The sequence below is a fragment of the Bacillus sp. CPT56D-587-MTF genome (assembly GCF_058792335.1).
The window spans coordinates 1,802,531-1,825,630 of sequence record NZ_JBYTEF010000001.1 but is presented as its reverse complement, the minus strand read 5'-3'; the positions used below and the strand labels follow the sequence as shown (position 1 = coordinate 1,825,630).

Annotated in this window: 19 protein-coding genes and 2 pseudogenes; 8 read left to right on the top strand and 13 right to left on the bottom strand. The window is 36.3% G+C overall.

Going from position 1 to position 23,100, the window contains the following annotated elements:
- Positions 1-160: 160 nt before the first annotated feature.
- The 7 genes and pseudogenes from AC3WVZ_RS09495 (at position 161) to AC3WVZ_RS09465 (ending at position 7,568) form a co-directional block, all read left to right on the top strand.
- A pseudogene (locus AC3WVZ_RS09495) lies at positions 161-1,054 on the top strand (excalibur calcium-binding domain-containing protein).
- Between the two features lie 203 nt (positions 1,055-1,257).
- Complete coding sequence (ric, locus tag AC3WVZ_RS09490) at positions 1,258-1,965, top strand: iron-sulfur cluster repair di-iron protein (RefSeq protein WP_000401371.1); 708 nt, start codon at positions 1,258-1,260, stop codon at positions 1,963-1,965.
- Positions 1,966-2,173: 208 nt separating this feature from the next.
- Positions 2,174-4,579, top strand: coding sequence for an NADPH-nitrite reductase large subunit (gene nirB, locus AC3WVZ_RS09485; RefSeq protein WP_059303891.1), 2,406 nt, complete (start codon positions 2,174-2,176; stop codon positions 4,577-4,579).
- 15 nt (positions 4,580-4,594) lie between these two features.
- Positions 4,595-4,912 carry a nitrite reductase small subunit NirD gene (gene nirD / locus AC3WVZ_RS09480; protein ID WP_000581982.1) on the top strand — a complete coding sequence of 106 codons (318 nt, stop codon included), beginning with the start codon at positions 4,595-4,597 and terminating at the stop codon, positions 4,910-4,912.
- Between the two features lie 58 nt (positions 4,913-4,970).
- Positions 4,971-6,395, top strand: a complete 1,425-nt coding sequence (locus AC3WVZ_RS09475; RefSeq protein ID WP_142408532.1) for a uroporphyrin-III C-methyltransferase — start codon at positions 4,971-4,973, stop codon at positions 6,393-6,395.
- Positions 6,392-7,102, top strand: coding sequence for a sirohydrochlorin chelatase (locus AC3WVZ_RS09470; protein WP_233936309.1), 711 nt, complete (start codon positions 6,392-6,394; stop codon positions 7,100-7,102). The genes AC3WVZ_RS09475 and AC3WVZ_RS09470 overlap by 4 nt, the downstream gene beginning before the upstream one ends.
- On the top strand, positions 7,095-7,568 hold the full coding sequence (locus tag AC3WVZ_RS09465; protein ID WP_000282587.1) for a precorrin-2 dehydrogenase: 474 nt from the start codon (positions 7,095-7,097) through the stop codon (positions 7,566-7,568). Before AC3WVZ_RS09470 ends, AC3WVZ_RS09465 begins: the two co-directional genes overlap by 8 nt.
- 186 nt (positions 7,569-7,754) lie before the next feature.
- Here AC3WVZ_RS09465 and AC3WVZ_RS09460 read toward each other — a convergent pair whose 3' ends face one another.
- The 9 genes and pseudogenes from AC3WVZ_RS09460 to moaA form a co-directional block, all read right to left on the bottom strand.
- Complete coding sequence (locus tag AC3WVZ_RS09460; RefSeq protein WP_233936563.1) at positions 7,755-8,174, bottom strand: STAS/SEC14 domain-containing protein; 420 nt, start codon at positions 8,172-8,174, stop codon at positions 7,755-7,757.
- Positions 8,175-8,408: 234 nt separating this feature from the next.
- Entirely contained in the window at positions 8,409-9,326 is a 918-nt protein-coding gene (locus AC3WVZ_RS09455) for an AEC family transporter (RefSeq protein WP_000497498.1), read from the bottom strand.
- A gap of 300 nt (positions 9,327-9,626) precedes the next feature.
- Positions 9,627-9,755 (bottom strand): annotated as a pseudogene (locus AC3WVZ_RS09450) (PspC domain-containing protein); the annotation flags it as partial.
- Between the two features lie 274 nt (positions 9,756-10,029).
- Positions 10,030-11,199 (bottom strand): nitrate transporter NarK, encoded by a 1,170-nt coding sequence (gene narK, locus AC3WVZ_RS09445; protein WP_000841841.1) that lies wholly within the window; start codon positions 11,197-11,199, stop codon positions 10,030-10,032.
- A gap of 80 nt (positions 11,200-11,279) precedes the next feature.
- Positions 11,280-11,513 (bottom strand): molybdopterin converting factor subunit 1, encoded by a 234-nt coding sequence (moaD, locus tag AC3WVZ_RS09440; RefSeq protein ID WP_000573688.1) that lies wholly within the window; start codon positions 11,511-11,513, stop codon positions 11,280-11,282.
- Positions 11,510-11,980 (bottom strand): molybdopterin synthase catalytic subunit MoaE, encoded by a 471-nt coding sequence (gene moaE, locus AC3WVZ_RS09435; RefSeq protein ID WP_000149962.1) that lies wholly within the window; start codon positions 11,978-11,980, stop codon positions 11,510-11,512. The genes moaD and moaE overlap by 4 nt, the downstream gene beginning before the upstream one ends.
- A 44-nt stretch (positions 11,981-12,024) precedes the next feature.
- Positions 12,025-13,314 (bottom strand): molybdopterin molybdotransferase MoeA, encoded by a 1,290-nt coding sequence (locus tag AC3WVZ_RS09430; RefSeq protein WP_000880215.1) that lies wholly within the window; start codon positions 13,312-13,314, stop codon positions 12,025-12,027.
- Between the two features lie 41 nt (positions 13,315-13,355).
- Positions 13,356-14,369: a molybdopterin-synthase adenylyltransferase MoeB gene (locus AC3WVZ_RS09425; RefSeq protein ID WP_001158123.1), complete on the bottom strand. Its 1,014-nt coding sequence runs from the start codon at positions 14,367-14,369 to the stop codon at positions 13,356-13,358.
- A gap of 17 nt (positions 14,370-14,386) precedes the next feature.
- Positions 14,387-15,400, bottom strand: coding sequence for a GTP 3',8-cyclase MoaA (gene moaA, locus AC3WVZ_RS09420; protein ID WP_000545004.1), 1,014 nt, complete (start codon positions 15,398-15,400; stop codon positions 14,387-14,389).
- Between the two features lie 278 nt (positions 15,401-15,678).
- Between moaA and AC3WVZ_RS09415 the strand changes: the two genes are divergently transcribed.
- The gene (locus AC3WVZ_RS09415) at positions 15,679-16,371 is read left to right on the top strand and encodes a Crp/Fnr family transcriptional regulator (protein ID WP_000013857.1); all 693 of its coding nucleotides are present in this window, start codon (positions 15,679-15,681) and stop codon (positions 16,369-16,371) included.
- A 93-nt stretch (positions 16,372-16,464) separates the two neighbouring features.
- On the opposite strand, the gene narI is transcribed toward AC3WVZ_RS09415, so the two are convergent.
- The 4 genes from narI to AC3WVZ_RS09395 are packed head-to-tail and all read right to left on the bottom strand — an operon-like array spanning position 16,465 to position 22,870.
- On the bottom strand, positions 16,465-17,154 hold the full coding sequence (narI, locus tag AC3WVZ_RS09410; protein ID WP_000969212.1) for a respiratory nitrate reductase subunit gamma: 690 nt from the start codon (positions 17,152-17,154) through the stop codon (positions 16,465-16,467).
- 17 nt (positions 17,155-17,171) lie between these two features.
- The gene (gene narJ / locus AC3WVZ_RS09405; protein ID WP_065211620.1) at positions 17,172-17,702 is read right to left on the bottom strand and encodes a nitrate reductase molybdenum cofactor assembly chaperone; all 531 of its coding nucleotides are present in this window, start codon (positions 17,700-17,702) and stop codon (positions 17,172-17,174) included.
- Positions 17,703-17,721: 19 nt separating this feature from the next.
- Positions 17,722-19,197, bottom strand: a complete 1,476-nt coding sequence (gene narH, locus AC3WVZ_RS09400) for a nitrate reductase subunit beta (protein ID WP_016512952.1) — start codon at positions 19,195-19,197, stop codon at positions 17,722-17,724.
- Positions 19,187-22,870: a nitrate reductase subunit alpha gene (locus AC3WVZ_RS09395; RefSeq protein ID WP_100651431.1), complete on the bottom strand. Its 3,684-nt coding sequence runs from the start codon at positions 22,868-22,870 to the stop codon at positions 19,187-19,189. The genes narH and AC3WVZ_RS09395 overlap by 11 nt, the downstream gene beginning before the upstream one ends.
- Positions 22,871-23,100: the final 230 nt, after the last annotated feature.

Genomic DNA, 23,100 nt, shown 5'->3' with positions numbered 1-23,100 from the left:
TCAAAACGTAATAGGATATATATCTATTTTTCCCTATATATAAAATAAATGTTTATAAGTCTAGTAAAAATATTAACTTTCTAAATTTATATAAAACGTGTAATATCCAATAAGTTCCTATATAATCAATAAGAAGAATCTTACAAATGGAGGTATGAAAATGACGATTTTAAGTAATATTGGTGCAGCTTTATTTTTTATTGCTTTTATTCTTTTAATCTTATGTATTATTTCATTCTTTAAGAAAAATGGAAAAGCAAAACAATATGGACGTCCTACCGTTATTCTTTTTATGATTTCTATTATATTAATAACGGCCGGTACAACAAAATCGGAACACCCCGTCGTCGAGTTTTTTTCTACTTTAAGTTTCATTCTATTTATATTCTTCCTTGTTCTAGCAATCTTATCTGTTATTAAGAAAACAGGTGTAGCGAAAAAACAATTTATTATTACAGCCGTATTATTTGTCATTTTTGTTGCGCTATCAGGTATTTCAGATCCTTCTTCTGAAAAAACGACAGCAACTAGTACAAAAGTTGCTTCTAACAATGAAGAACAGAAAGATAGCGAAAAGAAAAAAGAGGCGGACGAAAAAACTCAAAAGCAAGAAGATGAGAAGCGTCTAGCCGATGAACAAGCTCGTAAGCAAGAGGATGAAAAACGTCAGGCTGATGAACAAGCCCGTAAACAACAAGAAGAGCAAAAACGTCTAGCCGATGAACAAGCTCGTAAACAACAAGAAGAGCAAAAACGCCTAGCTGATGAGCAAGCTCGTAAGCAACAAGAAGAGCAAAAACGCCTAGCTGATGAGCAAGCTCGTAAGCAACAAGAAGAGCAAAAACGTCAGGCTGATGAACAAGCTCGTAAGCAACAAGAAGAGCAAAAAGCATAGCAAGCTCAAACACAACCTGCTTCAGGAAATACTAGTAGTGCATATTACAAAAATTGTGCCGCAGTTAGAGCTGCCGGGAAAGCTCCTCTATATAAAGGACAACCAGGTTATGACTCACATCTTGATCGTGATGGCGATGGAGTTGCATGTGAAAAATAGTAGTAAAAAAGAAGCTTCTAGTAAGCTTCTTTTTTATTATCAGAAACTATTATGACGAATTCCCTCTCCCTCTTCCTTTTATAAAACTCATTTGATTATCCTTAAAATTGACACATTATAAGTGATTTCAATCACCACATTGTTTTTCATTTATTGCTATTCTTAATTTAGATATTACATTCAAACTTTATGGAGGCATTCATATGGAACATACATTTACTGAAACTTCTATTGTCGGTGAGATTGTTACACAATTTCCAAAAGCTAGTAATCTTTTTAAATCATATAGAATAGACTTTTGTTGTGGTGGTAATAAACCACTTATTGATGCAATTCATGAAAGAAATTTATCAGCAACAGAAGTACTTACAGAATTAAATACGCTTTATCATAATACGAAACGATTAAATGAATCTGAAATTGATTGGAAAAATGCTTCTTATCGTGAATTGATTGATTATGTTATAAATAAGCATCATCGCTATTTAAATGAAGAATTACCACAGTTAAGTCCGTATGTGACGAAAGTATTACGCGTCCACGGAGCAAGTCAGCCTCACTTAGCTCAAATTCATAAGCTATTTCACGAATTAAAGATGGAATTAGAACAGCATTTAATTAAAGAAGAAACAGAAGATTTCCCATTAATTTTAGAATTTGAACAAAATCCAATTGACGAAAACTATGTGAAATTACGTAAAATAGTAGATGAGTTGGAAAATGAACATAACCACGCAGGCAACATTATTAAAGAACTTCGTAAAGTTACAAATGACTTTACTCCTCCAGAAGGAGCTTGCGGTACTTATCGACTTGTTTACCAACGTCTTGAAGCGCTAGAGTCTGATTTATTTGAGCACATTCATTTAGAAAATAATATTTTATTTCCACGTGCCATTACGAGAGCATAAATAAAGAGCAGGACATGAGTATACATACTTATGTCCTGCTCTTTCATTTGGTAAAGACTATACACATCCCTCTCGAATAAATCCGAATTTTAACAATTTGTGAATCATTATAAAAATGTGATAAACATCACATCTCTTCCTTTTTTGATTTTCTATAATAAAAACATAATCCTTTGTTCAACATTTCACAGAAAAAGGGGAAACGAAAATGAAAAAACGTTTAGTTATGATCGGAAATGGTATGGCTGGCATACGCTGTATGGAAGAAATATTAAAACATGATAGTGATTCATATGAGATTACTATTTTTGGAGATGAACCTCATCCAAACTACAACCGTATTATGCTCTCTCATGTTTTACAAGGCAAAACAAATATGCAAGATATCATTATGAATGAATACAGTTGGTATGAAGAAAACGAAATAACTTTGTATACAAATGAAAAAGTTCAAAGTATTAACCGAGAAGAAAAAATTATTATTACAGAAAAGAATCGTACTCTTACATATGACAAACTCATTATCGCAACAGGTTCTAGTGCTTTTATTTTGCCTGTAGAAGGTTCCACTCTCCCTGGTGTAACAGGATTTCGAACAATTGAAGATACACAATTTATGATTGATACCGCTAATGAAAAGAAAAAGGCTGTTGTCATTGGTGGTGGGTTACTTGGTTTAGAAGCCGCAAGAGGTCTTATTGACTTAGGGATGGACGTACATGTTGTTCATTTAATGCCAAACTTAATGGAGCAACAACTAGATACGAAAGCAGCTTCTCTTCTGCGCGAAGATTTAGAAGCGCAAGGCATGAAATTTCTAATGGAAAAGAAAACTGTAAAAATTCTTGGTACAGACCATGTTGAGGGCATTCAATTTGAAGATGGTGAAGTTGTAGATTGTGATTTAATCGTAATGGCTGTCGGAATACGCCCAAATACGCAAATAGCAAAAGATGCCGGTTTAATTGTAAATCGCGGTATTGTAGTCAATGACTATATGCTAACAAATGATGAGTCCATTTATGCAGTTGGAGAATGTGCAGAGCATGACGGTATCGCATATGGACTTGTTGCTCCTCTTTATGAACAAGGTGCGATACTAGCAAAACATATAACAAATTTACAAACTGATGGATATTCGGGCAGTATCGTCGGTACGCAATTAAAAGTTGCAGGTTGTGATTTATTCTCTGCTGGTCAAATTTATGAAGATGATCAAACGAAAGCAATATCAATCTTTGATGAATGTAAACGTTCCTATAAAAAAGTATTAATTCGTGATAATAAAGTCGTCGGTATCGTTTTATATGGTGACACAGCTGACGGTACACGTCTCTTTAGCATGTTAAAGAAGGAAGAAGATATACAAGAATATACACCAGCTTCCCTTCTTCACAAAGCTGGTGAAGAAAGTGAATTTGACGTTGCTACAATGAGTGCGGATGACACGATTTGTGGATGTAATGGTGTTACGAAAGGTTCAATCGTTCACGCCATTTTAGAACAAGAGTTAACGACTTTTGAAGAAGTTAAAGGCTGTACGAAAGCCGCAGGTTCTTGTGGTAAATGTCGTCCACTTGTGGAACAAGTTTTATCTCATACACTTGGAGATGCTTTTGATGCCTCAGCGCAATCTGCCGGTATGTGTGGATGTACACCTTTATCCCGTGATGAAGTCGTAGCAGCCATTCACGAGAAAGGCTTAAAATCTCCAAAAGAAGTACGAAATGTTCTTGGTTTTGCACATGAAGACGGCTGTTCGAAATGCCGCCCTGCTTTAAACTACTATTTACGTATGGCGATTCCAGAAGAATATGAAGATGATAAATCGTCCCGTTTCGTTAATGAAAGAATGAATGGTAACATCCAGCACGATGGTACATTCTCTGTTATTCCACGTATGTACGGAGGCGTTACAACAGCTGATGATTTAATGAAAATTGCTGAAGTTGCGAAGAAGTATGATGTTCCACTTGTGAAAATTACCGGTGCAAGCCGAATTGGCTTATACGGTGTCAAGAAACAAGATTTACCTAACGTATGGGCTGACTTAAATATGACTTCTGGATATGCATATTCAAAATCGCTTCGTAATGTAAAATCATGTGTTGGTTCTCGCTTCTGCCGTTTCGGTACGAAAGATTCATTAGGACTTGGTATGCTCCTTGAACAATCATTAGAAATGGTAGATACACCTCATAAAATGAAGATGGGTGTAACGGGCTGTCCGCGTAACTGTGCGGAAGTACTGACGAAAGATTTTGGCGTTGTTTGTGTCGAAAATGGATACCAACTTTATATTGGCGGAAATGGTGGTACAGAAGTACGTGAAGCTGATTTTGTAATGATTGTCCCTACTGAAGATGATGTCCTTCGCATCGCTGCAGCTTACATGCAATATTATCGTGAAACTGGTATTTACGGAGAGCGTACCGCCTACTGGACAGAACGTTTAGGCTTCGATCACATAAAAGAAATACTACAAGATGCAAGTATGGTTACTACGTTAAATGAACGTTTCCAAACAGCTCGTAGAACATATACGGAAGCATGGGGACAAGCACTAGAAACGAAATCATTAAAAGCGATGTATGAAGTAGAAACTGTGAAATAAGGAGCTGTGATCTAAATGATACACACGAAAGAAAAAATAAAAGTTATGCGTGCGGAAGATCTTGCTATTCAAATCGGTAAAGAAGTGCAAATGAAAGGTATGTCTATCGCCCTATTCCGCCTTTCAAATGGCGATATTCGAGCTGTAGAAAATCGTTGTCCTCATAAAAACGGACCGTTAGCAGAAGGGATTGTGTCTGGAGAATTCGTCTTTTGTCCACTGCATGATTGGAAAATCTCACTACTAACAGGTGAAGTTCAAAAACCTGATGACGGCTGTATTCAAACATACGAAGTAGAAGTTATTGACGGTGACATTTATTTATACATGTAATTTTCGAAAGGAAGCCTCCTCTGGCTTCCTTTTAAATAAAAATTGATGAGGTGCAATTATGAACGGATATGTATATTTAGTTGGTGCAGGACCAGGTGATGAAGGGCTTATTACAAAAAAAGCGATAGAGTGTTTAAAACGTGCAGATATTGTTTTATATGACCGTTTACTAAACCCTTTCTTTCTTAGCTATACAAAACAAACATGTGAACTTATGTATTGCGGAAAAATGCCAAAGAATCATATTATGCGACAAGAAATAATTAACGCACACCTTCTTCAATTTGCGAAAGAGGGCAAAATTGTTGTCCGATTAAAAGGCGGAGATCCATCTATTTTTGGCCGTGTTGGTGAAGAAGCAGAAACTTTAGCAGCAGCAAATATTCCATATGAAATTGTACCAGGCATTACATCTAGCATCGCCGCTAGTAGCTATGCAGGTATTCCCCTCACCCACCGTGACTACAGTAATAGTGTCACTTTATTAACCGGACATGCAAAAGGTCCCTTAACCGATCATGGAAAATATAATTCATCTCACAATAGCGACACGATTGCCTACTACATGGGTATAAAAAACTTACCTACAATTTGTGAAAACTTACTACAAGCAGGAAAAAAAGAAGATACGCCAGTAGCAGTCATTGAATGGGGTACAACTGGTAAACAGCGCGTTGTCACAGGGACACTGTCTACCATTGTTTCTATTGTCAAAAACGAAAATATTTCTAATCCTTCTATGACAATTGTTGGTGATGTTGTTACTTTGCGGAATCAAATCTCTTGGAAAGAACGTAAACCATTGCACGGCAAGAAAGTTTTATTTGCAGCTGCAACAAATAAAAAAAGCGCAATAAAGCAAAAGTTACAAGAGTCCGGTGCAGAAATATATCAAATTCCAACTTTCAAAAAGAAAGAATACACAGTAACCTCTGAACAAATCATTAAGATTTTTAACGTTGATCGTCTTGTATTTTGTTCCGCTGACAGTGTAGACATCTTAATGCAATCATGCAGTAAATATCATAAAGATATTCGTTCCTTACAGGCAGAACTTCAGTATATGAACCTTTCTATTCAAGAAAAGCTCATGCAATATGGATTGTTCAGTAAACCTGCGCAATTTTCTTCGAATTCAACGATTTATTTAGGACGAAACATTAACCGAATTGCTGTTATTCAAGAAAAAATTGGTGCTGGTTCCTATATGATGACTCATGAGTACACAATTGATCATCGCTTCGATGAAATTCATTCACGTATTCTTTCTGAATTCTCATGGGATAGCATTGTATTTGAAGGTCGTGCTTCTATTGATACGTTTCTAGCAGAAATAAAACGCCTTGGCTTTATCAATATTCTTACTCTCCCATTCTCGTATACCGACGTTCCAACTTTACACTATGCAAATAAAGTTGGGTTTCATAACGTAGATCATCAATTACAAGAAACTCTTATGAAGAAAGACATGGTGAGACAATGAAAGGAATTGTATATGTTGGACATGGAAGCCGGCTACAAGAAGGTAATGAACAATTCATTCAATTTATGCAATCTGTTATGAAAGAGCGAAACGAAAGAATTCAAAAAATAGCTTTTCTAGAACTAACGACACCTACTATTTCGGATGCAGTTACAGAAACGATAATAGAGGGAGTAACTGAAATAATGATTGTACCTGTTTTATTATTTGCAGCAGCTCACTATAAACGTGATATTCCTTTTGAAATAGAACAACTACAAAAGAAATATCCACAAATAACATTTTCAGTTGTACCTCCTTTTAGTACACATCCACATATGGTGGAACTTGTAGTGAAAAGAATACGTGAAGCTATGCCAATGCAAGGTAGTAGTATTTTACTCGTAGGGCGAGGCAGTAGTGATCCACAACCGATACATGAATTACAACAAATCGGAGCAGCTGTCGAACGAAAACTTGGTATGCCAGTATCCTGTTCCTTTTTAACGAAAGGAACTCCCTCTTTTGCTGCTGAGCTCAAGGCTATAACATCGACTGCGTCCCATGTATATGTCATGCCGTACCTTCTCTTTACCGGATTATTACTTCAAAAAATTAAATTGCATACAAAAAAATATAATCATGTTACGCCCTGTAACTGTCTTCAGTTTGATACATATATGAAACTAACATTATTAGAACGAATGGAGGAATGCATATATGTATAACATGTACCCTCTTATGTTTAATCTACAAAATAAAGTTGTCATTATCATTGGTGGAGGTAAAATTGCATATCGAAAAGCGTCTGGATTAAAAGATACAGGCGCTTTCGTCACTGTTGTCAGCCCAGAAATTTGCGAGGAAATGAAGGAACTTTCTTATATTACTTGGAAGCAAAAAACTTTTAGTAATGATGATATTAAAGATGCTCATCTAATTTATGCAGCTACAAATCAACATGCTGTAAATATGATGGTCAAACAGGCCGCTCATGAGTTCCAGTGGGTTAACGTTGTAAGTGATGGTACAGCATCATCGTTTCACACACCTGGCGTCATACGAAATGATGAATATGTTGTCACTATTTCGACTTCAGGTATGGACCCATCGTTTACGAAGCGTATGAAACAGGAATTAACTTCTGTCCTTCCTAAACTTATAAAAAGACTTTCTCGTACTCATAAAATGTAATCTATCACTTAGCTAAAATAGTAATTAACTGTGAACAAACGTTTTTTAGAGGCGTTTGTTCTTTTTGCTTTAGTTTCGTTTTTTAGGATCAGACAAACAATTGGACAAGAATCTGTGAAGAAAAATAACGGCAACAATTACGGACAAAAAAGCAGTTGCTTGAGAGCAACTGCTTCAATACAGGTTTTATATTGGATATTCATTCAACCAAATTAGCGCTTGTTCATAATCATCAAAAAATCTCACAGATTCTTTCGTATTAGATTGTTGTAAATAATCCATTATCTCCCCCTCTTCAAGGAGAAATGCAATTGCCTTACTGTTATTCAAAATGATTTCATTGAAGAACTTCTCTTTCCATACTTTTTGAACAGAAAAATGATTTGGCGTGTATCCTTTTCTATCCACCAACAATTTGTATTTCCGCCCTTCAGAAATGAATTGCTGACAAACCTGCTCAAAAACATTAAACCATTCATACACATCATCTGTTTTTATATTGCCAACTAGATGGGTAACAATTATATCTCCTGAAACTGTTGTGCTGATATTCTGTTTACTCAACTTGGAACCCCCCTTAGTTACAATTTTGCGGAAAAACCGCATAAAATCAATAAAGAAAAATTTCTTACTTGACACTCCCACCCCACCGCTATCAAACTAAGCTCATGTAACGTCAATTATAAGCGAAATTGTGTCTTTTTTCGCTAAGCTACTTGATTATCAGACATGGTACAATTGTAAACGATACCCAATATATCATAGACTGTTTTCTTCTCATATCTATGGGATTTCCGCCATCATTTACCGCCTCAAATCTATTCGTTTTAACACGTATATTCAAAACAAAATATATGACAAATAAATAACGACAGTTACTGTAATAATGCTGAAAAGTGTTGAAAATAAAACGATTTGTGCATGTAATTCAGGCTCTATTTGATATTCCATAGCAATGGTTGATGTATTTCTTGAAGTAGGAAAAGAACTTGCAATAAATAATGATTGTGCAACAATACCATCGATGTTTAGTATGTATATTACGGCAAGTGCTAATAATGGTCCCATCAGTAACCTCCCAATTAAAGCCCATGTTATGACTCGATGGAAAAAATTAAGTTTAATGTTAGATAATTGTGCCCCTAGCAATATGAGTGCTATTGCAACAAAACCATTCGCAAGCTGATTAAGAGGAATAAAGATAGAATTAGGTATTTGAATTGTAAAAGATTGAAAGAAAACCCCTAATACGAGTGCATGAAATACAGGCAGTCTTAGAAATGATTGAATAATACCTCCGATTGTTTTTGTTGCTGATAGTAAGTTATATATCCCATATGAATAAGTTAAAAGATTCTGGAAAATAACAATAAAAATTTGAATGGAAACCCCCACTGGATTGTGACTGAAAATCAATTGACTTACCGGTAACCCATAATTACCGGAATTCATTAACGAAATGCTATTTTTTAGAGCTGCACTTTCTCCTTTTTCTAACTTTAATATTTTTGAAATGAAATGACTTACTATGATCAGACTCAGACTATAAAGCATTAAATAGTATATTATCTGGAGCAACAAACCTGTTTCTATACGAATATCATATATATTCACAAATACAGCCGCTGGCATTAAGCAATAAGTAATAAGTGTAGATAGCTGCTTTAAGTTAAATTGGAACTTTCTTTGTAAGATTGCACCAATTAGCATCAATATTAATATCGGTAATATTACGTCTAATATAATAAATACAAACATTTAAAACCTCATTCTAAATATATTTTAGTTGGATTAAACGCTTTACTAAATGTGGACACATTTCATTCATCGGAAAACACCCTTAGTTCTCAATAATCAGAAAACTGAAATCGATAATATGAAAATGCTCATCAAAAATTCTTATTTCATTTCCCTCCCCTCTCTTTTCTTTAACATATCAAATATAACTCATAAAGAAAATTATGGATTATTTATACAAATTCATAATTTTATCTTATTGAACTAAACTGTATTCTTTAGTGTAGTACTTTTTTCACAATATCCGTTAGCCTTACCAAAAAATTTGGCCCTAAAAAAATCTGATACTGCAGTTACTATGCGAAGAATACTTACATCAATCCCATACTTGTCGCTTAAACCACCTAACACACCTGATACTTGTTTATCTTGAGTGGACTTATATTTTTTTCATCTAAACATCCCGATTCAATTAAATATTTGCATTCTAAAAATGAGTTCGATCTTTAGAATAGATTTAAGATTTCCTTCACTAATCTACCCTTTAAATGAATAACTTTTGACTTCTATATTTTAAAATAAAATTCCATAAGCCTTCTGTTTTTCATTTTAAAAACACATTCTTATAGAAAACAAGCGTTTATTGAGATATCAATAAAAACATGTTGAAGCCTATTACTAAAAGAACCATCCCAATATACTTTGGGATGGTTCTTTTTCCTTATTAATGATTCTTTAACATCACTAACAATTTCTCTTGGCTATACATCCATACTGTAATGATTAAACAAGCAAGTGCGACTTCTGATAGCGCCATAAATCCAATTGCATAATGACCTGTTAATTGGAATAGTAATGTTAAAATTAGCGGTGGGAAGAATCCTCCTAGTCCACCTAAAGCTGATACGAGACCATTTACAATACCAGCTTGTTCTGAGAAATACATTGGAACGAGTTTGAAGATTGTACCATTACCAATCCCTGCACAAAATGCTACTAGTAAGCAACCAAATGTATACACGTTCATACTTGGCATAAACGATAAAATAATACCTGAAAGTGTTAAACCGATAAATACGAAGATTAATATTTTAAATGGATTAAACTTATCACCGAGCCAACCACCAATCGGGCGCATAATTGTTGCGAGTACGATGAATCCGGCTGTCCGCATACCTGCATCTACTTTCTCTAATCCGAAGTGAGATACTAGAAAGTTTGGTAAGTATACTGTAAATGCGACAAATGATCCGAATGTTAAAAAGTAAAAGATACATAAAAACCAAAGTTTCTCATTTTTATATACACCTTTTATTTGTTCCATTAGTGGTGTATTCACTTTTTTCTCCTTACGATCACCTAATAAAAAGTTCATAAGTGCAAACGCTGCAAGTAAAACTAAATAACATTGTACTGTCGTTCTCCAGCCAACTGAAGTTGCAATGACAGGTGCTAAAAACGAAGTAATTGCTGTTCCGGCGTTACCGACACCGTAAATACCATTTACAAAACCGTGACTCTCTTTCGGAAAGTATTTTGGTAAAGAAGTTACTCCTACAGAGAATACAGCACCACCGATTCCTACAAATAATCCACCAATAATTAAATCCATCATAGAATTGGCAACACTAATATAAAAAACAGGAAATAATAATAGAATAAAACTAATAAAGAATAATTTTCTTGCTCCGAAACGATTCGTCCAATAACCAATTGGAATACGAAGAATAGAGCCTAAAATAACAGGTACTGCTGTGACCATAGAAATTTGTCCCGCAGTTAATGGAATATCCGCTTTAATATAAGGCATTAATGATGATAAAATGACCCATACCATAAAACCGATAATTAGATTAGAAGTTTGTAAACTTAATTGAAAATTAGGACTTTTCATCCTGTTCCCTCCTATGTATGCATAGTTATATTCATTCTCTCCAGCCTAATCACGTCCTAACATGATTAGGCTGAAAAGAATCAACCACCACTTACTGGCGGAATCATTGCTACGATATCGCCAGTTTGAATGATGTCATTCTCATTTGCATACTCTTCATTTATCGCGACCATAATCTCGTTTGAAATTGCTATGTTGTATTTCTTAATGAGTACTTCCTTCAGCTTCGCAACTGTAATATTTTCACAATCTATGTGCAATGACGACTTACTTACTTCTTCCTGTAAATGTGCAAATAATAGCACTTCAATCATATTCTCATCTCCTTTCTAGGCTCACCATTTGCATATGTTACCCTCTCTAACTGATCACCTATCCATGACTCACCATCTTCCCAAAACTCTTTCTTCCAAATTGGAACAATTTGTTTAATACGCTCCATAATATATTCGTTCGCCTCATAGGCAGCTTTCCGGTGTGGTGTAGAAACAGCAACGACAACAGCAAGATCAGAAATTTGTAATGTACCAATGCGATGTGTAATAGCCACATATATCCCCGGCCAATTCTCTCCTACTTCAGTGCCAATTCTCTCAAGCTGTTTCTCCGCCATTGTCTTATAAGCTACATACTCTAAACAAAGTGTACGTCGACCTTTCGTAAATTCTCTAACAGTACCAATAAAAGTAGTAACCGCACCACACTCACGACGAATTACTTTGTTTGTAACTTCTTCAATTGAAATAGGTGTATCAATTACTTCATAATACGTATGTGTCATTTTGCACCTCTTATCTTTATATAAGTTAGCAACCTATTTTTCTATTACTTGTATGATCGAAGCGGCTCTTCCCACGGCCACTCACTTCCGTTGTTTGATTCTAATAACAGTACCGAAACAGTAATTCCAGCTTTAAATCCTCTCGTTCCCCCTGGCAAAACGATAAATGCATTCGCTTCTGCAAGTGAAGAAATTGCGCTAGATTTATCTAAACCAACTGGTGTAACTTGTAATTGCCCATCTACAATTTCCACTCTCCCTCTTACAAAACGAGTAAATGGGTTTGCTTTCGGAAAGTCTTTTTGTAAAATTGCCTCTGCACGATATATGTGCGAATCTTCCCTATGCAAGTATTTTCCAATCACTGGTCTAACATATAATTCACAACCGACATAACAAGCAGAAGGATTACCAGATAGACCAAATAGTAATTTTCCTTCTACCTCAGCTACAGTTGTCACACTTCCTGGTCGCATCGCTATTTTGTCAAAAAGTACATTAGCTCGTAATCTCTCATAGATGGCAGGTAAATAGTCATAGTCTCCTACTGAAACACCACCAGTTGTAATTAATATATCAACTTCTTTTATCGCCTTTTTTACAGTGTTATAACACGTCTCAAAATCGTCAGCGAATTGCCCATAATACTGTACAATCCCCCCTGCTCGTTCAATTTGAGCAGCTATCATATAGGAGTTACTATTTCGAATCTTCCCTGGCTTTAATTTTTCATGTACTTCAAGCAGTTCGCTACCCGTCGTTACAATTCCAATCACTGGTTGTTTTATAACATATACCGTACTATAACCAAACGTAGCAAGAAGTGCTGCTACTCCAGGATTAATAACAGTCCCTTCTTTCACAAGGATAGTATTTTGTTTTACATCTTCACCTTTAAAAGAAATGTTATCACCGGCTGTGAAACAGCGTTTTAATGTCATATAAGTCTTTTCGTTTTTTTCAAATCCTTCCGTTAGTTCTAACATAACAACCGCATTACACCCTCTCGGAATTGCGGCTCCTGTCATAATACGGACAGCTTGAAATGCTTTCACTTCTTCTGTAAAAACAACCCCTGCTCCAATTTCACCAATTACTTCAAACTGAATAGGGTTACTACTACTTGCTTCTTTCGTATCTTCTGATCGAATCGCAAACCCGTCGTACGGAGAGCGATCAAAATGCGGGACATCATGATCTGCAATAACATCTTCTCCAAGCGTTCTTCCGTAACTTTCTATAAGAGAAACCTCTTCTGTTTCACCTTGATGAGCATATTTCATTACTCGTGCAACTGCTTCTGCCACTGGAATCGGTATACGTTTTGCTAACATTCTTTTTCACCTCGTTTTAATAAGGGGGAAACTCTCTCTGTTCATCCTATATATTTTGCGTACAATCGTTTTGCTATTTTCACATCATTTGTCCCATGAATAAATGCCCTACCGTCTGTAAATAAAACAAAACGATATTCATCAATTAGAAATGATAGTAAGTACGGCGTTTTTTGGACATGTACAATTTTTTGTAATCTTTTTTGAATTTCGTTTAAATTTAGAACTCTCTTTATTCCTGAACGGATTTGAACTGTATTCCGTCCGCATAGCACCTCCGTTTTCACCTGTGATTCAAATGTTAAACTTGGGTACGTACGTGTATTTCCGCAAGATGGACATGTACTTTTTTTCTGTTTATTTACTTTTAATGAGAGAAATTGATTGTTCCAAATATCAAATGATAACATTGTTCCTCGTAGCGTCTCGAAATCATCCACCAATATTTTCATTGCTTCTGTCACTTGGTGAGCAACAACCATCTGTACAGCTGGCTGAATAATTCCCGCTGTATCACATGTTGCACCGCCCATCGGATGATCCATTAAGCAGCGAAAACATGGTGTTTTTCCTGGAAGACTTGTATACGTTACACCGTAACCTCCAACGCATCCACCGTATATCCAAGGTATATTTTCTTTTTGTGAAATATCATTTATAAGTAGGCGCGTATCGAAGTTGTCAGTGGCATCTATAATGAGATCCACTTCTTTTGTTAACTCTTCTATTTCTTGCATTGTGACATCCATTACAACTGGTACAATTTCCACTTCAGAATTAATCTTTCTTACATGTTCTGCCGCTGCAATTGCTTTTGGTTTGCATTGTTTTGCATCTTCTTCTGTATATAACTGTTGCCGTTGTAAATTACTCCATTCGACATAGTCACGATCGGCAATTGTCAATTTCCCAATTCCCATCCTAGCGAGTGCTTCTGCATTCGCAGCCCCTAGTGCACCCGCACCGATTAGGAGCACATGCTTTTCTCTTATTTTTCTTTGTCCCATTTCACCAATTCCAGAAAACAACACTTGTCTTGAATAACGCTCTTGCATAAGAAATCCTCCTTTCACTATCCACCAATGTAAGACATTTCAACTTTTGGACGTTTACTTGCACTCTCAACCGTTCTTTCATCTGAATATCGATCTGTTCTATATCGCCATGTATGTTGTAAAATTTTTAATAGTGAGGCATCAGAAATATTTTCTCGAAGAAGCGTTCGCAAATCCGTTCCTTTTTCTCCAAATAGGCACGTAAAAAACTTACCATCTGCCGAAATACGTGCTCTCGTACAAGAAGAACAAAATGACTCAGAAACAGAAGTAATAAATCCCACTTCTGCATTACTCCCTACATATCGATACAATTTCGCAACCTCTCCAAAGTAACGAGGCTGAGCGGGCTCAATTGGATATACACGATTAATTTTCTCTATTAATTGTTCCTTCGTAACGACTTGCTCAAAGTTCCATCCGTTCGTACTGCCTACATCCATAAACTCAATGAAACGTAACTGTATTTCTTGTTCTTTAAAATAACGAACCATAGGAAGAATTTGACTATCATTCATCCCTTTTTTTACGACCATATTTACCTTTACTTCTAATCCAGCTTCCTTCGCTGCTTCAATTCCTTTCAGTACAGGTTTCGTACTTACATTTCTTCCATTAATTTTTTGGAAGACATGATCCTCTATTGCATCTAAACTAATATTCACACGCTTTAATCCTGCTTCTTTTAGCGCCTTAGCTTGTTTTGCTAAATGAATTCCGTTTGTTGTGAGTCCAATATCTTGTAAGCCTTCTAGATTTGTAAGTCTTGCAATTAACGTCGATAAGTCTTTACGCAATAAAGGTTCACCGCCAGTAAGCCTAATTTTATTAACTCCCATACTTATAAATAATCTCGCTAACCTTTCTATTTCATCGAACGTTAATAAAAGCTCTTCCTTTAAAAAAGCGTAATCAGGTCCGAACACTTCAGCAGGCATACAGTATGTACACCTAAAATTACAACGATCAATAACTGAAATACGTAAATCTTGAAGTGGCCGCTTTAAAGAATCTTTTATGTTCTCGTGCATCTCTATCCCTTCTTTTCTGCTGCAATCCTTAGTAAGCTTTCATTTTTTTATTTGCCTTTATTATAAAAAAGAAGCTACATATTCAATGTGACTTTTCTCACATCACTTTCCCCATTCAAAAACTTTTCACAAATCCGTTCGTATTTTGTTCACATCTTCAGGACATACTCTTTACGGTCATTGAAATTTTACATTATTTTTAAAATAGCTCTTGCATTTTCATCATATTTACACTCAAAATAGGAAATGTATTGCTTATAAGAAGAAAGGTGATTGCTGTGGCAAACAGTATGACATTATCTCAAGATTTAAAAGAATTACTTGCATCTGTTGAATATAAAATGCAAATTAAAAAAGGTAGTTTTATTTTTCAGGAAGGTATGGAGGCAACCGAACTCTATATCATCCACTCAGGAAAAGTACAAATTAGTAAACTTAGTGCTGACGGACAAGAACTAACACTTCGAATTTGTTCGGCATACGACATTATTGGAGAATTAACATTGTTCACGGATAATGCGAAGTATTTATTAAATTCAAAATGCCTTGAAGATGTTGAAGTAGGCGTTATAAAGCGTGAAGCGTTAGAAAAAGAATTACTCCAAAAACCAGCTCTTGTATTTGAATTTATGAAATGGATTAGTGAACATTTAAGAAGAATGCAAACGAAGTTCCGAGATTTAGTATTACACGGCAAAAAAGGTGCCCTGTATTCTACCCTTATACGAATGACAAATAGTTACGGTATATTAAAAGAAAATGGGATTCTCATCGATTTACCATTAACAAATCAAGAACTTGCTAATTTCTGTGCAACTTCACGTGAAAGTGTAAATCGAATGTTAAATGAATTAAAAAAGCAAGGTACAATTTCAATTCATAAAGGAAAGATTACAATCCACGATTTACAATTTTTAAAATGTGAAATTGCTTGTGAAGATTGCTCTGCTTCTGTTTGTAGCATTGATTAGCGTCTTATTTAGATACTTATACCTACAAAGAAAACCGAGGTCTCCAATTAGATCTCGGCTTTCTTTATAAATTACGAAACATATAAAACTAAATTATTTTTTCAGCTCATTAGGAATACGTCTTCTGTAAATTACATAGCTACGGCTTATATATTTAATTGGGGCACTAAATACGTGTACCAGTCTAGTAAATGGCCATACTGCGAAAAGCCCCATTCCCGCAAGAATATGAATTTTAAACCATACTGGTACTTCCATCATATATTCAACTTTCGGTTGGAAAATAAAGAGACTTCGGAACCAAGGGCCAATTGTTGTACGATAATCAAATCCTTTTGAATCGATATTTAAAAATGTTGAAGAAAGTCCTGCTAGCATTACGATAAGTAATAAAATAAGCGCAATATAATCTCCCTTTGTACTCGTTGCAATGATACGTTTTACAGTTACGCGGCGGTACGTTAATATAATTAAACCGATGATAGAAGCAACACCTGCCGGAAGACCAAAACTAATTGCTACTACATGATACATATGCTCAGAAATACCTATTGAACGGTATACAGCTTCTGGAATTAAAATCCCCATAACATGACCGCCAATTACGAACATAATCCCAAAGTGGAATAATAGACTTCCGATTCGGAGCATTTTCTTTTCTAATAGTTCACTAGATTTTGATGTCCATCCAAATTGATCATAGTTGTATCTAAAAATATGTCCACCGATAAAGATTGCAAAAATGATATAGGGAAACAATACCCATAGAAATTGATCCATCATTTTAACAACTCTCCTTTCTAATTTGTCTGTACACCCCATGTATCGATAGCGAGTAGAACAGCCGCAAGAATTGGTTTATACATACTACCTGCTTCTTTTAACTGAACGTGTAATGCTTGTATGTTCTCCTTGTATTTACTCATAATTGGTTCACTGTCTTGCTCATTTGCATTTGCAAAAAACTCAAGCAATAGCGGTAAATAATCAGGTAATTCTTTATCTGTTACTTCAAAACCTGATTTTTTATAATGCTGTTTTAACTCCAGTAATTCAATACCTCTTTCTCTTTGTTCACCAGTGTTCATATAAGTAAGATACATATTTGTTTTCTTACCAAAATCGAATGTATATACGTAACTATCAATCAATTGATCATTCGTTTTATTTAGCGCTTGTTTTATAAATGTTGCAAGTGAAGCTTTAACATCGTCCTGTTCAATCGCTTCAATCTCTTCTAGTAATTCAGTTAAAGCTTCACTCCACCCTAGTTCAGGATAGGAGAGAAGGAATGAAGAACAAGAAAAAGCAGTTTGTAAACTTTGTTTCATATTTTTCTGCCCCCTTTATTTAAGAAATTGTCATACAAGAGCCTGGACCACCTGCGAATGCTAAACCACAACTTCCTTGTTCGCTATATAAATCTGCCACTTGTTCACGATGAGTGCCCGGAATGACGAAGCGATCTTTATATTTCGCAATAGCAAGAAGACGATACATATCTTCTACATCCTGTTTTGTTAAACCAAGTTCTTTTAATACAGCTTCATTTGGTTCTTTATTAATTTGCAGCGCTCTCATATGCGTTCGCATAACAGCCATTTTCTTCAATGTAAGACGAATGTGTGATTCATCTCCTGCAGTGAGTAAATTCGCTAAATATTGAATTGGAATACGCATATTATCGATAGCAGGGAAAATCTCTTCTGCTTGCCAGTTACTGCCTTTCCCTTCCACCATATTCATAATTGGGCTAAGCGGCGGAATATACCAAACCATCGGCATTGTACGATACTCTGGATGAAGAGGCAGAGCAATTTTCCAATCGATAATCATTTTATAGATTGGTGACTCTTGTGCCGCTTTAATCCATTCTTCAGGAATGCCTTGTTTTTTCGCTTCAGCCGCCACTTCTGGATCATTTGGATCTAGGAAAACAGTAAGCTGAGATTCATATAAATCTTTTTCGTCTTCAACAGACGCTGCTTCTTTTACTTTATCAGCGTCATATAGCATTACCCCAATATATCTGATACGTCCTACACATGTTTCTGAACAAATTGTTGGCATACCAGCCTCAATACGTGGGAAACACATTGTACATTTTTCAGCTTTATTCGTTTGCCAGTTAAAATACACTTTTTTATATGGACAAGATGATACGCAGAATCTCCAAGCACGACATGCATTTTGATCCACAAGTACAATCCCGTCTTCTTCACGTTTATACATTGCACCAGATGGACAAGATGATACGCACGATGGATTCATACAATGTTCGCATATGCGTGGTAAATACATCATAAAGACGTTTTCAAAATCTGTTTTAATTTCTTCTTCCATTTTCTTTACATTCGGATCTTGTAATCCTGTTATATGTCCGCCTGCTAAATCGTCCTCCCAGTTTGGACCCCATTCAATTTTGTCGATAAATTCGCCTGTAATTGCTGATTTCGGACGAGCAACTGGTTGATGCTTACGCTGTGGGCTATTTGTTAATGTTTCATAATCATAATTCCAAGGTTCAAAGTAATCATCAATTGTTGGTTGATCTGGATTGTGGAAAATGTTCATAAGACGTTTCATTTTCGAACCAGATTTCAGCTGAATTTCACCATTTTTCAATTCCCAGCCGCCTTTATATTTCTCCTGATCTTCCCATTGCTTCGGATAACCAATGCCAGGTTTCGTTTCTACGTTATTGAAATACATATATTCAGCACCTGGACGATTTGTCCAGGTGTTTTTGCACGTTACGCTACAAGTATGGCAACCGATGCATTTATCTAGGTTCATAACCATTCCGACTTGTGCTTTAATCTTCAAGCCAATCTACCTCCTTCAGTTTGCGAATTACAACGTTTAAATCGCGCTGGTTCCCAGTCGGACCATAATAGTTAAATCCATAACTTAATTGACCGTATCCACCAATCATATGTGTTGGTTTAACGTGAATTCGAGTTGGACTATTATGCGTTCCCCCCCGGTTACTTGTTAATTTCGTACCAGGTACGTTAATATGACGATCTTGCGCATGGTGCATAAACGCCATTCCTCTCGGTATACGATGCGTTACAACAGCACGCGCTACAACAACACCGTTACGATTAAAGCACTCAATCCAATCATTATCTGCAACACCCGCTTCAGCAGCGTCCTCTTTATTCATCCAAACAGTTGGACCACCTCTAAATAGCGTTAACATCGGTAATGAATCGAAGTACATACTATGAATCGACCACTTATTATGCGGTGTTAAATAGTTTAGTGTAATCTCTTTCCCTTCTACTTCGGGCCGTGATTTACGGAACGGTTTATGTTGCAGAATTGGTTTAAATGTTGCCATCGTTTCACCAAATTCTTTCATCATGTCATGGTCTAAGTAGAAAGATTGTCGACCAGTTATCGTTCTCCAAGGGATAAGACGTTCCACATTTGTTGTAAACGGTGAGTAACGGCGTCCACCTTTTTCTGAACCTGTAAATGCTGGAGAAGTAATTACTGTTTTCGGCTGTGCTGTAATTTGTTCGAATGTGAAGCATTCCTCTTCACGTTCTTCTGCTAAATCACGTAATTTTAGATCTGTTTGTTTTTCAAGTGCTTCCCATGCTTTTACTGCCATATGACCGTTTGTTGTAGAAGATAGTGTTAATACCGCTTCAGCAGCATTGATTGCTTCTTTGATGTCTGGGCAACCTTTTGCGATAGAATCCGTTCGAACAACTCCTAATTTGCTCTTTAATTGCTCATACTCTTTTTCCGCAGACCAAGAGATCCCTTTCGTACCAATCGGTTGTTTTCCGACATTCGGTCCAAGCGCAGTCATTTTGTCATAAATCATTTTATAATCTCTTTCGACAACATGAATTTGTGGCATCGTTTTACCCGGGATTGGTTCACATTCACCTTTACTCCAATCTTTAATCTTGCCAAGTGGTTGCGCTAATTCTTGCGGTGTATCATGAAGAAGTGGTGTTGCAACAACTTCTTTCATTGGTTCAAGATCAATTTTCTTCGCTAAATCTGACACAGCTTTAGAAAGTGAAGTGAAAATGTCCCAATCAGAGCGTGCTTCCCACGGTGAACCGATTGCTGGATTAAAAGGATGCACAAATGGATGCATATCTGTACTACTTAAATCATGTTTTTCGTACCAAGTTGAAGCTGGTAATACGATATCAGAATACAGTGCTGTTCCAGCCATACGGAAATCTAAATTAATAAGTAAATCAAGCTTCCCTTCTGGTGCTTCTTCATGCCACTTAATTTCTTCTGGTCGTAATGAATCACTATCGTCATTCATTAATCCGTTTGTTGTACCTAGTAAATGTTTTAAGAAATATTCGTGCCCTTTACCGGAACTTGAAATTAAGTTCGCACGCCATACGAATAAGTTGCGCGGGAAGTTATTTTTGTTATCTGGATCTTCAATCGCAAATTTCAGTTCTTTTTCTTTTAGTTTTTGTGCAACGTATTTTCCGATTTCTTCTTGTGTTGTTGCACCAGCAGCAACAGCTTCTTTATATAGTTCAATTCCATTTTTCTCAAATGTAGGATAAGAAGGTAACCAACCAAGTCGCGCCGCTAAAACGTTATAATCACCGTGGTGTTGATAACGAGAGTTTCCTTCCACTGGTGATGCTAAATGTCCAACTGGTGTATCTTCATAGCGCCATTGATCTGTTACGAAATAGAAGAAAGATGTACCATTTTGTAATTTTGGTGGCCCTTGCCAATCTTTTGCCATCGCGATTGTTTGCCATCCTTCTGCTGGTCGTAATTTTTCTTGCCCAACGTAATGCGCCCAGCCACCGCCGTTTACACCTTGTGCCCCAACGAGAAGTACAAGATTTAAAACGGCGCGATAAATCGTATCAGAGTTAAACCAATGGTTAATACCAGCTCCGACAATAATCATTGAGCGACCGTTCGTATCCACAGCATTTTGTGCGAACTCACGAGCGATTTGAATAATAAGCTCACGTTTTACTCCTGTCATTTTCTCTTGCCATGCAGGTGTAAACGGAACGTCATCATTGAAGTCTTTCGGCTCTTGTCCGCCAAGCCCTCGGTTCACGCCGTAATTTGCTAACGTTAAGTCGTATACAGTTGTAACGAACACTTCGCCTTCTTCTGTCATAACCTTTTTCACTGGAATTGTACGTTCTAGTACTTTGTTTCCATTATCAGAGAAGTACGGAATTTGTACAGTTCCAATCGATTCTTCCATTCCAAGTAAAGAAAGACGTGGATCAATCTTTTCACCTGTTTCTTCATCTTCTAAACGCAAGTTCCATTTCTTTTCGTTATCCCAACGTGAGCCCATTGTGCCATGAGGTGTTGCAAAATCATTCGTGTTCTCGTTCCAAAGAACAGGTTTCCATTCTCCTAACTTCGTTTCGCGTCCAATATCAGCAGCGTTTAAGAAACGATCAGCAACGAATTGATCTCCTTTTTGTTTCAATGTGACAAAGAAAGGAAAATCAGTATATTGCTTCGCATACTTTGTGAAATATTCCACTTGATTATCTACGTAAAATTCTTGTAAGATCACATGCCCCATTGCCATCGCAAGTGCACCATCTGTACCTTGTTTCACACTAATCCAATCATCCGCAAACTTTGTAGATTCAGCGAAGTCAGGACTGACAGAAACGACTTTCGTTCCTTTATATCGAACCTCTGCTAAAAAGTGAGCATCTGGTGTTCTCGTCATCGGTACATTTGAACCCCATGTCATAATGTAACCAGAGTTATACCAGTCACTACTTTCTGGTACATCTGTTTGATCGCCCCAAATTTGCGGAGAAGCTGGTGGTAAATCTGCGTACCAATCATAAAAACTAAGCATTGGTCCACCCATAAGTTGCATAAAGCGGCTACCTGCAGCATGACTTAACATCGACATAGCTGGAATTGGTGAAAAGCCAACATTTCGATCTGGCCCGTATTTAATTACTGTATAAAGTAGAGAAGCTGAAACGAGTTGTAATACTTCATCCCAATTCGCACGAATAAATCCACCTTTACCACGCGCCTGCTTATACTTACATGCTTTTTCAGGGTTTTCCACAATACTTTTCCAAGCATCTAGTGGTGACTCGTTATTTTTTAGTTCCTCTTGCCACATACTCCATAGAACACCACGTACATACGGATATTTCACACGAAGTGGACTATAGATATACCAAGAAAAACTTGCTCCACGTGGACATCCTCGTGGTTCAAAATCTGGCATATCAGGACCTGTCGTTGGATAATTAAGCTCCTGCCCTTCCCAAGTTACAATTCCATCTTTCACATATATATTCCAACTGCATGAACCAGTACAGTTCACACCATGTGTAGAGCGGATTACTTTATCATGTTGCCATCTCTTTCTGTACACATTTTCCCATTCGCGATTTTCATATGTTTCTTGTGTATGATTATCGTTATATCGATCTATTGGTGAAAAATATTTTAAACGTCTCATTAGTGCTGAAGGTTTTTTCTTCATACTGTTCACTCCTTTAATACGTCTCTCTTACATACCCTTACTATAAGAGAAGTTGTAAAATGCAGATGTGACATTTCGCACAGTTCAAGAGATTGTCAAAAATTCAGTAGAAAATAAGTTTGTGAGAAAACCTTTTGTTCCGTTGTAAAGGTTATGGTTAATCGTAATTATTAGGAGAATGGTATTTTGAGGTATCAACTATTTTGCAAAAGAAAAAGAGTTTTGATATT

What these genes read in the sequence shown, in the direction of transcription:
- AC3WVZ_RS09425 (WP_001158123.1), bottom strand. Translation starts at nt 14,369, where the DNA reads ATGCAAGAGCGTTATTCAAGACAAGTGTTGTTTTCTGGAATTGGTGAA.
- nirB (WP_059303891.1), top strand. Translation starts at nt 2,174, where the DNA reads ATGAAAAAACGTTTAGTTATGATCGGAAATGGTATGGCTGGCATACGC.
- AC3WVZ_RS09455 (WP_000497498.1), bottom strand. Translation starts at nt 9,326, where the DNA reads ATGTTTGTATTTATTATATTAGACGTAATATTACCGATATTAATATTG.
- AC3WVZ_RS09470 (WP_233936309.1), top strand. Translation starts at nt 6,392, where the DNA reads ATGAAAGGAATTGTATATGTTGGACATGGAAGCCGGCTACAAGAAGGT.
- AC3WVZ_RS09475 (WP_142408532.1), top strand. Translation starts at nt 4,971, where the DNA reads ATGAACGGATATGTATATTTAGTTGGTGCAGGACCAGGTGATGAAGGG.
- AC3WVZ_RS09465 (WP_000282587.1), top strand. Translation starts at nt 7,095, where the DNA reads ATGTATAACATGTACCCTCTTATGTTTAATCTACAAAATAAAGTTGTC.
- narI (WP_000969212.1), bottom strand. Translation starts at nt 17,154, where the DNA reads ATGATGGATCAATTTCTATGGGTATTGTTTCCCTATATCATTTTTGCA.
- AC3WVZ_RS09395 (WP_100651431.1), bottom strand. Translation starts at nt 22,870, where the DNA reads ATGAAGAAAAAACCTTCAGCACTAATGAGACGTTTAAAATATTTTTCA.
- nirD (WP_000581982.1), top strand. Translation starts at nt 4,595, where the DNA reads ATGATACACACGAAAGAAAAAATAAAAGTTATGCGTGCGGAAGATCTT.
- moaA (WP_000545004.1), bottom strand. Translation starts at nt 15,400, where the DNA reads ATGCACGAGAACATAAAAGATTCTTTAAAGCGGCCACTTCAAGATTTA.
- moaE (WP_000149962.1), bottom strand. Translation starts at nt 11,980, where the DNA reads ATGACACATACGTATTATGAAGTAATTGATACACCTATTTCAATTGAA.
- moaD (WP_000573688.1), bottom strand. Translation starts at nt 11,513, where the DNA reads ATGATTGAAGTGCTATTATTTGCACATTTACAGGAAGAAGTAAGTAAG.
- AC3WVZ_RS09430 (WP_000880215.1), bottom strand. Translation starts at nt 13,314, where the DNA reads ATGTTAGCAAAACGTATACCGATTCCAGTGGCAGAAGCAGTTGCACGA.
- narJ (WP_065211620.1), bottom strand. Translation starts at nt 17,702, where the DNA reads ATGAAACAAAGTTTACAAACTGCTTTTTCTTGTTCTTCATTCCTTCTC.
- ric (WP_000401371.1), top strand. Translation starts at nt 1,258, where the DNA reads ATGGAACATACATTTACTGAAACTTCTATTGTCGGTGAGATTGTTACA.
- AC3WVZ_RS09460 (WP_233936563.1), bottom strand. Translation starts at nt 8,174, where the DNA reads ATGCGGTTTTTCCGCAAAATTGTAACTAAGGGGGGTTCCAAGTTGAGT.
- narK (WP_000841841.1), bottom strand. Translation starts at nt 11,199, where the DNA reads ATGAAAAGTCCTAATTTTCAATTAAGTTTACAAACTTCTAATCTAATT.